We start from the raw sequence: 13,450 nt of genomic DNA, 5'->3' as shown, positions 1-13,450 counted from the left end.
TGAGGTTTATTGTTTTAAGCGTACTGAACTGAGGAAATTTATTTTACCAAATAAGAGTTTGAATAAAATTCAGCATTCAACTCCAGTAAAAATAGATTTTTCGACTCATACTTTACGTCCTAAATGGAACGAAGAGGTCTGTTTTCAAGATACGGTTTACAGTTTACAGGCATCAGCGGTCAGCTAAAATTAATTCAAAATTCAGCATTCAAATTTTAACATTTTCAGTCTGCTGAATTCTAACAGCGAAGCGATCTAATATCTAAATACTCAATACCAACCACTATCTAAATCTTCTCGATCAAATCTCCACGAATCGGCGAATAATTTTCGATATATTTTCGATCTACTTTTAAGCGATTGAAATAAGATTTTAATCCTTTTGCACTATTCATTTTTAGCTCATCCTGAATATGCATATGCAAATGGGGTTCACTAGAATTACCCGAATTCCCACATAATCCTAATAATTGTCCTTCTTCAACCCACTCGCCTTCTTTTACCTGTATGGAATGCTTTTTAAAATGTGCCAGCCATAAATACTCATCCTCTTTTAGTTTGATCACTACCGTATTTCCGGTCACAAAATCCTGATTCATTTCGCCAGGGATATTATCATAAATCCCGTCTACCACCATTACCACTTCCCCAGCTGCAGGCGATAAAATTTCTTTTCCGAAAGCGTAATATTGTTCATTACTGCTTCCATCACCTTCATGTGTTTTAAGATCGTCGTTAATCATTAAGAAATCAAAAGCTCCGGTTTGTGCAGGATGCTCTACATGGTAATTATCTTCTTTAGTGTCGCCACCCCAAACTACATACCACTCGCCTTCAAACGGTAAATCGAGCATCGTATCGGCTTCAGCAAGATTTGTTGCCTTTCCATAGGGGGTAAATTTAAAACCCGTGATTTGTTTATTTTCTGAAAGTGCCAAACTAAACATAAATGCACCTCGATCAAATTCTGTTGCATACATGCTATACGGCGGATTAAAACCTAGAAACTCGGAATCGATAATATTTCCTGCGGAACTGTTTAGATTCTTAAAAAATTCCTCAGTCTTTTCTAAGTTCAGCGCTTCTTTCATCTGAGTGGAATAGTTATCAAAAATCGCTATATAATTATCCGAATTATATGCTGAAATTATTGATTCTTTTACCTCTTCGTAATCATTCTGATTTTGTCCAAAACTTAATTGAAAACCAAGCAAGAAGAATAAGAATAAAACTGCTTTACTCATTTTTTGTCATCTTTATATAGTTATCTACCAAATCTTCCATGAGCGTTAAGGTAACCGTTCCCTGCGATAAAATTATCCTGTGAAATTCTCGAATATCGAATGCTTCTCCTAAAATTTCTTCTGCCTTTTTACGTAATTCTTTAATCTTTAACTCTCCTATTTTGTAGGATAATGCCTGCCCCGGCCAGGAGATATAACGATCGATCTCGGTATTAATTTCATGTAAAGAAAGTGCCGTATTTTTAGTTAAAAATGCCACTGCTTTTTCCCGACTCCAGCCTTTGGCATGCATTCCGGTATCCACCACTAATCGACAGGCTCGCCATTGCTCATACGTTAGCTGTCCGAATTTTTGATACGGCGTCTCATAAATCCCCATTTCTTCACCTAAACTTTCGGCATACAATCCCCAGCCTTCTCCATAAGCCGATAGATAAAATCCGCGTCGAAATGGTGGAATACTATCCCCCAATTCGGCGTTTAAAGATATTTGCAAATGATGCCCAGGAACAGCTTCATGAAGCGCTAAAGCGGGTAATGCATACATTGGCCTACTTTCTAATTTATAGGTATTAATCCAAAAGTATCCAGGCTCGGTTGGGGAAGATGCCCCTTTATAGCGTCCTGCCGTATATTTTGGGGCGATAGCACTTGGAACCGGCGCTACTCCGTATGGTTTTCTGGGTAAAACTTTAAAAAATCGAGGTAGCTGTGCATCGATACGCTTCGTAATATCTCGCCCTTCCTTTAATAATTCCTTTCCGGTTTCGGCATAAAATTGATCGTCGGTTCTTAGAAATTCGATAAATTCATCAAAACTTCCATCAAATTCAACTTCATCAATAATCGCTTTCATTTCAGCGTTAATGCGCGCAACTTCCTTTAATCCGATCTCATGCACCTCATCGGCCGTTAGATCTAGCGTGGTATAATAGCGAATTCTGTTTTGATAATATTCGCGCCCATTAGTAATTTCAGAAACACCTATGCTTTTTCGCGTTTTTGGAAAATATTCGGTTTCAAAAAATTTCTTTATTCGTTTAAATTCTGGAATTACGTTTTCTTCTACCGCAATTTTAGCCGCTTTTAATACGGAATCTTTTTGCGTTTGCGTTAAGTTTTTAGGTAAATGCTGAAACGGACTGTAATAAAAGCTTTCTTTATAATTATCTACAATCTGATCATTATAAGTTGATTCATATCCATCAAAAATCACTAAAGGCTGAGTAATTCCCAGATTTAAACCTTCTCGCAACAATTCCAGGTTTTGATCAACATATTGCGGAATCGCATTGAGCTTTTTTAGATACCGTTTCACCTGTTCGTAATTATTTAACCGTCCAACATGATACGGTAAGCTTACATGAAATCCGGCATCTGAAAGCAAAGGATTTAAATAGGCTTTATATTGATATTGATCGACGCGCTCCTGAAGTTTAAACTTCATTAATTCGGCTGTGATTTTTTCGGTTTGTGAAAGATTTGATCTATCGATTTTGGATAAATCATCAAGTAGTTTTTGAGCAAAATCGGCCTCGGATTTATAAAGTTCTTCTGTATGTAATCCTAAAGGATATTCAGCATAATCGTAAGCTTGATGTTGACTTTCGGCCTTAAGAATACTATCTAATTGCGCTGATGGGTTTTGTGCAGAAAAAGTATTCGTGAAAAATAAACAACATGAGAATAGCAGGAATTGTAGTTTCATCAATCTGGGATTTTTACAGAGCCTAAGATAATGAAATAAGATTTTAGGAGTTAGAATATAAACAAGACGAGAGAGGAAAGAACCACAAAATTTATTTTGAATTTTGAATGGCATTCCTGCCTTCGATCTCACATCAAATTCCTGATAGCGAAGGAAGCTCGAAATATTGACATTCGTTTCATCTTTCAAAAGTGTACAAATAAACCTCACAGTCCCGATAACTATACGGGATAAACCTGTGAGGTTTGCTCCATATTTTAAGTACTTAAGGTTAAAAATATTCCAAAAAGGTCTATTTTCTAAGCTCAAATATCCAGGAATCAGGACAAAATTTTGAATTAGATTTCTAATTAAAAATTGGTTATTGCTGATTGCTGATTGCTGATTGCTGAAAGCTAAAGGCTGCCTGCTAATTGATCTCTGTTTATTGAACTTTACCACTGCCTACTGAGACTACATACTGCGACTGCACACTGAAACCTAGTTCCCTCTAATTCTTTCAAACAATCCTTTCATCATTTTAGAAGCGTCTCCGTAATCTTTTTTAACTTCGGTAGCGGTAAGTTCGCCATTTTTCACTTCAAGCTTATAGCTAAACACAAATCGGGAATCATTTCCGGTGGGATCGATAGTTCCAAAACGCAGATCATTAAAATACAAATCCCCGTTCTTTTCAGTAATGGTATACCATCCTTTAGAAATCTTTACAAGTCGGGCGAAATTTGGGTATTTTTCTAAATCTCCCAGCAAATCATAATTTTTTGGATAACGGCGAAATTCTATGGGTTGATCATCTAAAATAGAATACGTCCCCACTAAATACGATTTCTCTGTGGCTACATTGGCCGTCCAAAGTATGGTATTAAAGGGGGTTGGCTTTGTTTCGATCTCGTAATAGGAAAGGTTTTGTTCTTTTAAAGCATCTTTAAATTCATAAAAAGTATAAAGCTTTAACGGAATCGTAATACAAAGAAGGTAAAAACAACTTAACTGTAACCCCATATAGTTCAGTTTTCTTCGGCTGATGGAATCTTTAGGCCGAAAAGCCGCCAATACCGTGAAAAATAAAAACGGAAGTGTATAAAAAGGGTCGATCACAAAAATCGTTTTAAAAGCCAAACGAATATCCGCCGGCCAAAAAAGCTGCGTTCCCCAGGTGGTAAACATATCAAGAAGGGGGTGCGTAAAGAGCCCCCAAAACATTAGTTTAGACCATTCTTTCCAATCGACATCAGCTTTTCTTTCAATTTTAGAAATGATCCATCCGAAAATGGGTGCAAAAATCAGCGCAAAAAAGATAGAATGCGTAAATCCCCGGTGGATTTCGTTTGCCGTAATGGTGTCTGTAAAATTACTGGCAATCACATCCAAATCTGGAATAGTCCCTGCAATCGCCCCATAGAGCATTGCTTTGTTTCCTACTTTTCTACCTAAAACCACTTCGCCTACCGAAGCTCCTAACACAATCTGGGTTAATGAATCCATTAAATTAATTTTTCACCAATAATTCCTTTTAAAAAACCCAAACTTGCTCCTAAAGAAGCGATATAATTCTTATCTAGTTTACTTTCTGGTATAATTTCCTGAATTAATAAATAAAGAATTCCACCACTGGCAAAGGTCATTAAGTGCGCAGTGAGATTAGGAAAATCACTTAATACAAAATGCCCCAAAAGCGCACCAAAAATCCCGCAAAAACTTAAAAAGAAAAAGATCACCAAGCTCTTTGTTACAGAATAACCGCTTTGCACCATATCACGAAAAGAGTTAAAAGCTTCAGGTAAATTTTGCAGACCTATAAAAACCGCAAGTAATGTGGCCATACTAGGATCAATAGCAAAAACAGCACCCAGAGCAATAGCCTCGGGAACAAAATCCATCATCATCGCTAAAAGTGTAGCAGTTTGACCTCCTTTTTTCGCCAAATATCTATCTATAAATAAAAAAAGTATTGTACCAAGTACAAAAGAAAAAGTCATACCGGACAGGCTCAATCGTTCCATCCCCGTTGGAATTAAAACCAATGCAATAGCAGATAAAATAATTCCTGAACCAAAAGACATAAAAAAATGAGTAATCTCGTATTTTACCGGAGACTCCTTAATGTGATGATTAAAAAAATTAGCCAAGAGACCGCCTAAAAAAACGGTAATTCCTGAAAAGCCTGAGTAAAGAATTAAGCTAGTTAACATACTATAAATCTATTCGTCTACAATCTCCATTTTTCGCAATAAAAACGAAGCATTCATATTTTGGCAAATTCCGTTCTTAAAGCGATAATCAAAATGAAGTTCATCATTTATAATTTCTGCGTCAAAATAGTGGTTTTTCACCTGAGGTAATTCTGCGGTAATTTCGCAAAGGCTCAAATCGTGGGTAGCGATAATACCTGTAGAATGCGAACGTACCAGCTTACGAACAAACTTTTTAGAACCATTAGCTTTATCGGTACTGTTTGTTCCTTTTAGAATTTCGTCTAAAATTATAAAATATCGGTCTTGTTGTATACGGTTTACGATATATTTAAGTCGTTTTAATTCAGAAAAGAAATACGATTCGTCATCGTTTAGCGAATCGCTGGTTCTCATACTGGTAATTAATTTTATAGGAGTATACTGGCAATTTTCAGCACATACAGGCAAACCAATATTACTCATTACAATTTGCAGAGAAACCGTTCTTAAAAACGTACTCTTCCCGGCCATGTTTGCTCCCGTAACAATAAAAAATTCTTTGTTATCGATATGAAAATCATTAGCCACACGTTTTTGTGGATGAAGTAATGGATGTGCTAATTGCGTTGCTGAAATTCCTTTTTCTACAGGATTTATCTTCGGAAAGCTGTACTCTGGATGATTAAAACTAAAATTCCCCAAAGAATTATAAGCATCGGTAATTTCGATTACTCCAAACCAGTTTTCAACCTGAAGTCCATAAGTTGCAATCCAATTTTCCAGTTTTAAGGACTGCCGCAGATCCCAAAGTAAAAATCCATTCCCGAAAATCCCGAACAACATATTATTACGCTGATCCAAAGCATCGATAGCCTTTGAAAATTCCCTAAAAATTTGTGATGCTTTTTTACTTTCTGTTCTAATTGCCTGTTTTTTGGCTGCCATTATTTCTGAAGAAAATTCCTCATTTTCCAGCATTCCCAGCAACTGGTGATATTGGTGAAATGTATCCTGAATTTTAGAAACACTACCCGAAAGTAGATTAATCTTTTTCAGGTAAATTCCTGTAATTAAAATTCCAACAATTAACCATAATAATAACTGAAATTCACTTACAAAACCAAGAGCATAGCCAATAATCACAGCAATGGATAAAATAGAAAACACCGGAGAAAGCCACTTTATAAATCTGGGAACAAAACGTTTATATTCTTTAAACCAGTTTACAATGGTAGTAGAAGATTCGGTTGTTTTCACCAAACTTGCCGTGGCACTAAATTCTTGTCGCCATTTAACTTTTTCAGCCAGTTCTTGTACTGCTTCCTGTTTTTGCTGGATACTTTCAATATCATTTGCCAATAAAATGCCCACCAGCTTTTTGGTGCCTTCGTAAAGTGCCGTTCTGTTTAAATACTGGAAAAAGGAACCTCTCCCAAATAGATCTATATCCTGTGCATAATCATGATTGGGAACTTCAAACTCACTACCATCAGGCAAATCTTGAAATTGCCGCGATTGCATCACATCAATTTCGGTTTGATTCAACTTAATTATCGCTTTTTGCTTATCGCTTTTGTACTTAAGATCGCTGTGCCTGGACACCAGAAAAACAAAAAGCGCGATCCCGCCAATAATCGAAGAGATGATAACCTGGGTATTGCCCCAAAAAACATACACCAATAAACAAATCACTAAAAATACTGCCAAACGCAGTAAACTGGAGGCTAGCAATTTTTTAGCGAGTTTATCAGCTGCATGTTGATGAATTTCAATCTGTTTTTTATAAAAGTTGATGTGTTGTGCCATTATAATTGGTCGAATTCTTTTTTTTGTTTTTTCGTTAGGCTATTAACGATAAGATGATACGAATGGTCTGTAAGTTCAAAAATTAATTGGGATGGAATTTCACCATCCAAAATCATGGTGTTCCAATGTTGTTTATTCATGTGATATCCGGCTATGATTTTACCATCGTATTCTTCACGAAGTTCCAAAGCTTTTTCAGGATCACATTTCAAATTCACTCGTAATGGAACAGCGTCTAATGATACCAAAGCAAACATTTTCCCCATCACTTTAAAGACAAGGGTTTCAGGATCAAAAGGTAAATGCTCGGTAACCGCTTTTTTAGCCAGGCAATAATCTCTAAAGGTATCTATATCCATGCTAGTGATATTCGGAATTATTTCTTTTCGATCTTTTTTTGCTCGTCTTCCTCTAAAATCAAGGCCGAGTAATCCAGTTTCCAACCTATGGTTTGTACAATATTTTCCATTAACAATACCGTATTTAAAGCATCTTTTCTTGCCTGTTCAAATAATGGAGATTCTGGAATTTTATCTACTATGTGTTTTTTTGCATCACGATTTATATCCGTTAAATCTGAAGTTGTAAAAGGATTGGCCCAGCCTTCGCGCTTATCATAATATTTAAAATCAGTTTCTACAGTAAGCAATTCAGGTTCTGGAAAATTGGTAAGGATAATCTGCTTTTTCTCGTTATCACTTTCCATCTTAATTTTGCTTAGGTCGAAGCCAACATGTGCCTTCGCGTTAATCAAAATAATTGCTTTCTTTTTTCCGAAAATAAGACTTATATATTTTTCCTTTAGATTTTCATAATGATAGATTTCAGAAAAATCGCCTTCTACCGTTATAAACTTACAAACACTCCTAATTTTTTCCATTAATACCACAGATTGTTCTTTGGTTTTTACCTTAGAACGATCCCTGTTAAACGCTGTAAAAATAAAGTACGCTGCAATGGCACCTGCTGCCAGCCCAATAAAAAGTAATTCCATATCCTACTTTCCGATTTCTCCCAAATGGGTGAATTTAAAACCTTTTTCGTATTTGAGTCCGTATCCTAAAATACAATCAAAAGCCGAATGAGAAAACAAAATTACACCTATTAATTGTAAAACCTGAAGATGAAGATGAAAGCCTATCTACCAAAACAAAATCGCTAAGCCTTGATGATGACATAAATTGTATAAAAACGAACCAATTTTAACATTGAAGACATAACCAATCGCACCGGTATCCGGTGCGAAAAACAAACCGATAAACCACCACCAGGAAAAGTCTAAAAAATAGAACGCAAAATGCCCAAACACAGTTTAGCCAGTTCTTCAAGCTTAAGTGTGGTTTTCATTTATTACTGAATTTTATACAACACAGGCTTAGAAGGCGCGGCATCATTTTCGAACGAAGCAATTTGCAAATTCAGAAAATAATCCCCGTCAGACACATGATTAGGAACATAAATCAGCTCTGTAATCGTAGCCTCAAAACGGGTATTTTTAGGATAGTTCCAAAAGGCTTTATGTGCTAGTAATTTTCCTTCATCTTTTTCTTTATCTACCGATGGCAGATCGATCAATAGATGCTTTATATTTAATTGCCGTATAAAAAGCATGGCTTCTTCAGATAAATATGGCCAGTTGGTATGCGAATATTTCTTGCTTCGTTTTTCGATATAATTTGGCAGTGTTCTTATCACTAAGGCCTCTGGACAGGAATCTTTAATTTGCTCTTTTAGTTTTGCTACGGAAATCACCTGATCCTCACTTTGAAGTTCTGGACTTACAGAGATCAATTTTACTTTAAAAAAGAAGTTTTTTAGGCTTTGGTTTATACTGAAAAACTCTTTACTGATATGTCCAACACATTCGGTATGCGTACCATGTGCATGTGGATTAAACTGAATATTATTAAAATTCACCGAAGCCCCTTCTGAAACTTTCCCTATAAAATCACCATCTCTAAAAGGCGTAATTTTAGGTGAATCCAAATACCATGCAATCGGGTTTTTATCGTCCCCACGCAAACTCAGCGATATATCGATAGGTTTTGAAAAATCGATCGCAAAACTTTCTCCTTCATACTGAATTTGTGCAAGCATAATTTGTAGTCTAAACTTCCTAATGTTTAAGTAAACTACCTCAGGACAAGCCCGTGAGGCATTTGTGTGAAAATCATATTTATTTCGAGGCAAGCCTCGGAGCATTTAATCTCGATTATCGAGTAAAATTAGCGATATTTTTTGAAGTTGGCAGCTGCAGTTTGCAGCTAACAATAAATTTGGCTAATTATTTAAATACGGGTGTTTCAAATATAATAGGCTACAGGAATTCTTCAATTATTTCACCCTATTGCACTTTACCCCTAGTTTACTGCGCGAATAAATGGTGTAACAAACTGTAATAATATTCTACTTACTTCTTACGAAATTCAAACTAAACCAAAAATGAAAACCAGTATCATCATGACTGCAAGTGCCGTTTTCTTAGCAGTTTTAGGACTTTTTATCTCTTTTCTACCAACTAAAATAATTGAATTTTTAAATATTGAACCCAACCTTATCACAGTACTGTTTTTGAAAATACTTAGTGCATTGTACCTGGGATTTGCAATCTTAAATTGGATGGCTAAAGGAACACTTATTGGTGGGATTTACAACAAACCGATTTCTTTTGGAAATTTAATGCATTTTGGTGTTGGTGCAGTTACTTTCTTTAAAATAGCGTTTGATATCGAACAACATCCAGAGATCTTTATTTCACTTACAGTTATCTATATACTTTTTGCGGCTGCTTTTATCTATATTTTTAGAACGAATCCGGCTGCAAGTAAAGAATAAGTGACTTCAAATGATTCAGATATTTTGAATAAAAACGCACCTCTAAAGCCAATATTCTCAGATCTAATTTCTAACAGCGAAGCGATCTAAATCTTAATCGATATAAAATAAATCGGCAGCAATGCCGTCACTTAAAAAGGTTCCTTTTTCAGTAATATGCATCACGTTATTTTCAATTCTTAAAAACTCTTTTTCAAATAATACAACCGACTGTTCCTTTAAATATTCCAGATATTCTTTACCGAATTTTGACTCAACTTCAACCAGATCTACACCAAAATACGTTCGTAAGCGGGTCATAATATATTCGTTGTAACGATCGGTAATACTTAATTCTTCAACCTCCAAAGGCAGTTCAGACCTTTCGATAGCTTTTATGTAAAGCGTGTTATTTGCAATGTTCCATTTTCGGCTATTCCCGTCGTAAGAATGTGCAGAAGGACCAATTCCCAAATATGGTTTTCCTAACCAATAGGCGGTATTGTTTTGTGAAAAATAACCGGGTTTTCCATAATTTGAAAACTCATAATGCTCAAAGCCTGCATTTTTTAATACTGTTCTTAGAGTTTCAAAATGTTGTGCCGCAGCAGCATCGTCTACCGGCTTTATTTTTCCTTTTTCAATGAATTTCTGCAAAGCGGTATTAGGCTCGACTGTTAACGCATAGCTGGAAATATGAGGAATATCCAAATCCAGTAATATCTGAATATTCTTTTGCCAACGCTCGTTACTCATTCCGGGGATCCCATAAATTAAATCGACCGAAATATTATCGAATTTTGATCTGGCTAATTTTATAGAATTTAGTGCTTCTTCAGCATTATGGGCACGATTCATTAGTTTGAGATCTTCTTCAAAAAATGATTGCACCCCAATACTTAGTCGGTTGATTTTTGAATTGGCCAACTCATTTATTTTCTCTTCAGAAAGATCATCTGGATTGGCTTCCAGCGTAATTTCCGGATTTTCAGCAATGGTAAATTCAGTATAGATCGTTTTAAAAATGGCGGTTAATTCCTCTAAATTCAGCAAGCTAGGCGTACCACCACCAAAATAAATGGTTTTGATCGGTTCATTTGGCAGCTCGTTTTTACGAAGCACTAATTCATTTTGCAAAGCGCTTACCAGTTCACTTTTCTTCTTTAAAGAAGTTGAAAAATGAAAATCGCAGTAATGACAAGCCTGCTTACAAAATGGGATGTGAATGTAGATTCCGCTCATTTTTTAATTTGAAGATTTGGAAATGTGCTAATGGGATAATTAATTTTCAAATTGTTACATTATCAAATTACAGAATTTTGTCTGGATTTTGCTTGACAAACGCGTCCCAGCCAGTGTAACTTTTACCAATATTTGGTTGTCCAGAATTATAAAAATGGCAAACTGCAGCGGCAAGACCATCGGTAGAATCCAGGTTTTTAGGCAGGGATTTTAACTTCAGCATGCTTTGCAGCATTTTAGCGACCTGTTCTTTACTGGCATTTCCGTTTCCGGTTATGGCCATTTTTATTTTTTTTGGCAAATATTCGGTAATCGGGATTTCACGTGAAAGTCCTGCTGCCATCGCAACTCCCTGTGCTCTACCCAACTTTAGCATGGATTGTACATTTTTCCCAAAGAACGGCGCTTCAATAGCGATTTCATCGGGATGAAACGTATCAATAAGCTGTATGGTTCTTTCAAAGATCAATTTAAGTTTTACGTAGTGATCATCATACTTTTTTAGCTGAAGCTCATTCAGCTGCAAAAACTCCATATTCTTATTCTTCACCTTTATCAATCCAAACCCCATAATGGTGGTTCCAGGGTCGATTCCTAAAATGATCTTTTCGCTCAAATTCGTAAGTTTTTGACAAGGAAATTAAACTATTCCTCTTTTGCAAAGCTACGGAAATCTATCTTTGCGATAAATTACCACTCCGTTACCGAAACCTCACCGGTTCGGGAAAAAGAAAAAATGCTTATGTTGATATTTGTTGTTTTGATTGCACTTTCTTACGCTTCTTTAATGATTGCCTTAAAAAAAGGCTGGAGTAGATTAGAAACACCACTTTATGACTACGAAACTCCAGAAAACAGATTTTCTATCGTCATCCCATTTCGAAATGAAGCCGAAAATCTACCAGAATTACTTGAAAGTTTATTATTGCTGAATTATCCTTTAGAGCGTTTTGAAATTTTTTTGGTGAATGACGATTCTGCAGATGATTCCGAAAAAATTATTTCTGAATTTATCGAAAAGCAACCGCAATTTGATCTAAAAGTTATACAAAACAGTCGTAGTTCTAATTCCCCAAAAAAGGATGCGATAAAAACCGCTATCGAAATTTCTAAATTTGACTATATTCTTACCACCGATGCTGATTGTAAAATACCCCAAAACTGGTTACAAAGTTTTAATACTGAAATTATAAAAAGTAATCCAGCCATGATTGCTGCGCCGGTTACTATTGAAGTCAATAACCCCAAATTTGGTACCGCTTTCGAAGCTCTTGACTTTTTAAGTCTGCAAATTTCCGGGGCCGGGGCATTCGGACTTAATAGGGCATTTATGGCCAATGGCGCTAATCTTTGTTATAAAAAAGAAGCCTTTTTTAACCAAAATGGATTCGATGGAAATTCAGATATCGCCAGTGGTGACGATGTATTTTTACTCCAAAAATTTATAAATCAACAATTAAAAGTTACTTTTCTTAAAGATAAATTTGCGGTGGTGACCACAAAACCGCTGAATAATTTTAAAAAAATGGTGCAGCAAAGGATTCGCTGGGCTTCAAAAACCTCGGCTTACACCAGTAATTTTGCTAAACTTATCGGCATAATTGTATTTATCATGAATCTGGCTTTTAGTTTAAGTTTACTTTTGGGTATTTTTAAACTGTTTCCTTTTCCATATTTTATGATCGTTTTTTTAGTAAAATTCAATGTAGACTTTGTTTTGCTATATAATGCAAGCCAGTTTTTTAAACAGGAGTCCTTAATGCGACATTATATGATAAGCAGTGTATTGCATCCTTTTTTTTCAGTTTATGTAGCATTTCTTTCGCTTTTCGGTGGTTATCAATGGAAAGGAAGAACGTTTAAGAGGTGAGTTTCACTTAACAGTCACAGTTTGCATATTTCTATCTTCCGCTGCGCTTCAGTCGAAATTACTCCTTTTTAAATTTCAATATTCAGCATAAAAATTAGATTTTCAAATTAGCAAATCACCGCATCTTCAAATTATCTTATCTCTTAATCTAATTTCTATTCCTATATTTAACGAAAATCAACGGTATGAATTATTACATCTTAACCTATCATCTGGTGGATTCTTATTTAGAAGAACGAGGAAAATATCGCGAAGAACATTTAGGAATGGCAAAAAAAGCCCAGGAAGCCGGAGAAATTATAATGGCAGGTGCGTTAGATAATCCTGCTGATAAAGCTGTTTTTATCTTTAAATCTGAATCTGAAGAAACCGCCAAGCATTTTGCTGAAAATGACCCATATTATAAAAACGGTCTCATCAAGCAATATTTGGTAAGAAAATGGAATGTGGTTATTGGTAGTGAGTAGTGAGTAGTGAGTAGTGAGTAGTGAGTAGTGAGTAGTGAGTAGTGAGTAGTGAGTAGTGAGTAGTGAGTAGTGAGTAGTGAGTAGTGAGTAGTGAGTAGTGAGTAGTGAGTAGTGAGTAGTGAGTA

The 13,450-nt window shown here is 35.7% G+C and carries 13 protein-coding genes and 1 pseudogene; 3 read left to right on the top strand and 11 right to left on the bottom strand.

Translation table 11 applies throughout. From position 1 onward, the window contains the following. Positions 1–287: 287 nt before the first annotated feature. The 9 genes and pseudogenes from AC13DP_RS20850 to AC13DP_RS20810 all read right to left on the bottom strand — a co-directional run bounded on the left by AC13DP_RS20850 (position 288) and on the right by AC13DP_RS20810 (position 9,029). Positions 288–1,244: a peptidoglycan DD-metalloendopeptidase family protein gene (locus AC13DP_RS20850; protein ID WP_483068403.1), complete on the bottom strand. Its 957-nt coding sequence runs from the start codon at positions 1,242–1,244 to the stop codon at positions 288–290. Then, positions 1,237–2,952 (bottom strand): DUF885 domain-containing protein, encoded by a 1,716-nt coding sequence (locus AC13DP_RS20845; protein WP_272958616.1) that lies wholly within the window; start codon positions 2,950–2,952, stop codon positions 1,237–1,239. Before AC13DP_RS20845 ends, AC13DP_RS20850 begins: the two co-directional genes overlap by 8 nt. Positions 2,953–3,432: 480 nt before the next feature. After that, on the bottom strand, positions 3,433–4,437 hold the full coding sequence (locus tag AC13DP_RS20840; RefSeq protein WP_483068402.1) for a metal-dependent hydrolase: 1,005 nt from the start codon (positions 4,435–4,437) through the stop codon (positions 3,433–3,435). Beyond that, positions 4,437–5,144, bottom strand: coding sequence for a ZIP family metal transporter (locus AC13DP_RS20835; protein WP_483068401.1), 708 nt, complete (start codon positions 5,142–5,144; stop codon positions 4,437–4,439). The genes AC13DP_RS20840 and AC13DP_RS20835 overlap by 1 nt, the downstream gene beginning before the upstream one ends. Positions 5,145–5,153: 9 nt before the next feature. After that, complete coding sequence (locus AC13DP_RS20830) at positions 5,154–6,932, bottom strand: MutS-related protein (RefSeq protein ID WP_483068400.1); 1,779 nt, start codon at positions 6,930–6,932, stop codon at positions 5,154–5,156. Then, complete coding sequence (locus AC13DP_RS20825; RefSeq protein ID WP_347407170.1) at positions 6,932–7,291, bottom strand: MmcQ/YjbR family DNA-binding protein; 360 nt, start codon at positions 7,289–7,291, stop codon at positions 6,932–6,934. The genes AC13DP_RS20830 and AC13DP_RS20825 overlap by 1 nt, the downstream gene beginning before the upstream one ends. A 17-nt stretch (positions 7,292–7,308) precedes the next feature. Next, the gene (locus AC13DP_RS20820; RefSeq protein WP_013073655.1) at positions 7,309–7,926 is read right to left on the bottom strand and encodes a DUF4230 domain-containing protein; all 618 of its coding nucleotides are present in this window, start codon (positions 7,924–7,926) and stop codon (positions 7,309–7,311) included. Positions 7,927–7,929: 3 nt separating this feature from the next. After that, a pseudogene (locus AC13DP_RS20815) lies at positions 7,930–8,241 on the bottom strand (DUF4260 domain-containing protein). A 41-nt stretch (positions 8,242–8,282) separates the two neighbouring features. Further along, positions 8,283–9,029: a cyclase family protein gene (locus AC13DP_RS20810; RefSeq protein WP_013073657.1), complete on the bottom strand. Its 747-nt coding sequence runs from the start codon at positions 9,027–9,029 to the stop codon at positions 8,283–8,285. A gap of 345 nt (positions 9,030–9,374) precedes the next feature. On the opposite strand from AC13DP_RS20810, the gene AC13DP_RS20805 reads away from it, so the two are divergent. Continuing rightward, positions 9,375–9,767, top strand: coding sequence for a hypothetical protein (locus tag AC13DP_RS20805; protein WP_013073658.1), 393 nt, complete (start codon positions 9,375–9,377; stop codon positions 9,765–9,767). 93 nt (positions 9,768–9,860) lie between these two features. On the opposite strand, the gene hemW is transcribed toward AC13DP_RS20805, so the two are convergent. Continuing rightward, complete coding sequence (gene hemW, locus AC13DP_RS20800; RefSeq protein ID WP_483068399.1) at positions 9,861–10,988, bottom strand: radical SAM family heme chaperone HemW; 1,128 nt, start codon at positions 10,986–10,988, stop codon at positions 9,861–9,863. Positions 10,989–11,055: 67 nt separating this feature from the next. Continuing rightward, entirely contained in the window at positions 11,056–11,604 is a 549-nt protein-coding gene (gene ruvC / locus AC13DP_RS20795) for a crossover junction endodeoxyribonuclease RuvC (protein WP_483068398.1), read from the bottom strand. A gap of 12 nt (positions 11,605–11,616) precedes the next feature. Between ruvC and AC13DP_RS20790 the strand changes: the two genes are divergently transcribed. Together AC13DP_RS20790 and AC13DP_RS20785 are read left to right on the top strand one after the other, a co-directional pair. Continuing rightward, positions 11,617–12,858, top strand: a complete 1,242-nt coding sequence (locus AC13DP_RS20790; RefSeq protein WP_483068397.1) for a glycosyltransferase — start codon at positions 11,617–11,619, stop codon at positions 12,856–12,858. 185 nt (positions 12,859–13,043) lie between these two features. After that, a complete protein-coding gene (locus tag AC13DP_RS20785) occupies positions 13,044–13,325 on the top strand; it encodes a YciI-like protein (RefSeq protein ID WP_347407164.1) in 282 nt (93 codons plus the stop codon). Positions 13,326–13,450: the final 125 nt, after the last annotated feature.

This window comes from Zunongwangia sp. L-65, from assembly GCF_056859415.1.
Note: the sequence above shows the minus strand (reverse complement) of the source record. Positions and strands in the feature narration are given on the sequence as shown.

What these genes read in the sequence shown, in the direction of transcription:
- AC13DP_RS20850 (WP_483068403.1), bottom strand. Translation starts at nt 1,244, where the DNA reads ATGAGTAAAGCAGTTTTATTCTTATTCTTCTTGCTTGGTTTTCAATTA.
- AC13DP_RS20845 (WP_272958616.1), bottom strand. Translation starts at nt 2,952, where the DNA reads ATGAAACTACAATTCCTGCTATTCTCATGTTGTTTATTTTTCACGAAT.
- AC13DP_RS20840 (WP_483068402.1), bottom strand. Translation starts at nt 4,437, where the DNA reads ATGGATTCATTAACCCAGATTGTGTTAGGAGCTTCGGTAGGCGAAGTG.
- AC13DP_RS20835 (WP_483068401.1), bottom strand. Translation starts at nt 5,144, where the DNA reads ATGTTAACTAGCTTAATTCTTTACTCAGGCTTTTCAGGAATTACCGTT.
- AC13DP_RS20830 (WP_483068400.1), bottom strand. Translation starts at nt 6,932, where the DNA reads ATGGCACAACACATCAACTTTTATAAAAAACAGATTGAAATTCATCAA.
- AC13DP_RS20825 (WP_347407170.1), bottom strand. Translation starts at nt 7,291, where the DNA reads ATGGATATAGATACCTTTAGAGATTATTGCCTGGCTAAAAAAGCGGTT.
- AC13DP_RS20820 (WP_013073655.1), bottom strand. Translation starts at nt 7,926, where the DNA reads ATGGAATTACTTTTTATTGGGCTGGCAGCAGGTGCCATTGCAGCGTAC.
- AC13DP_RS20810 (WP_013073657.1), bottom strand. Translation starts at nt 9,029, where the DNA reads ATGCTTGCACAAATTCAGTATGAAGGAGAAAGTTTTGCGATCGATTTT.
- AC13DP_RS20805 (WP_013073658.1), top strand. Translation starts at nt 9,375, where the DNA reads ATGAAAACCAGTATCATCATGACTGCAAGTGCCGTTTTCTTAGCAGTT.
- hemW (WP_483068399.1), bottom strand. Translation starts at nt 10,988, where the DNA reads ATGAGCGGAATCTACATTCACATCCCATTTTGTAAGCAGGCTTGTCAT.
- AC13DP_RS20785 (WP_347407164.1), top strand. Translation starts at nt 13,044, where the DNA reads ATGAATTATTACATCTTAACCTATCATCTGGTGGATTCTTATTTAGAA.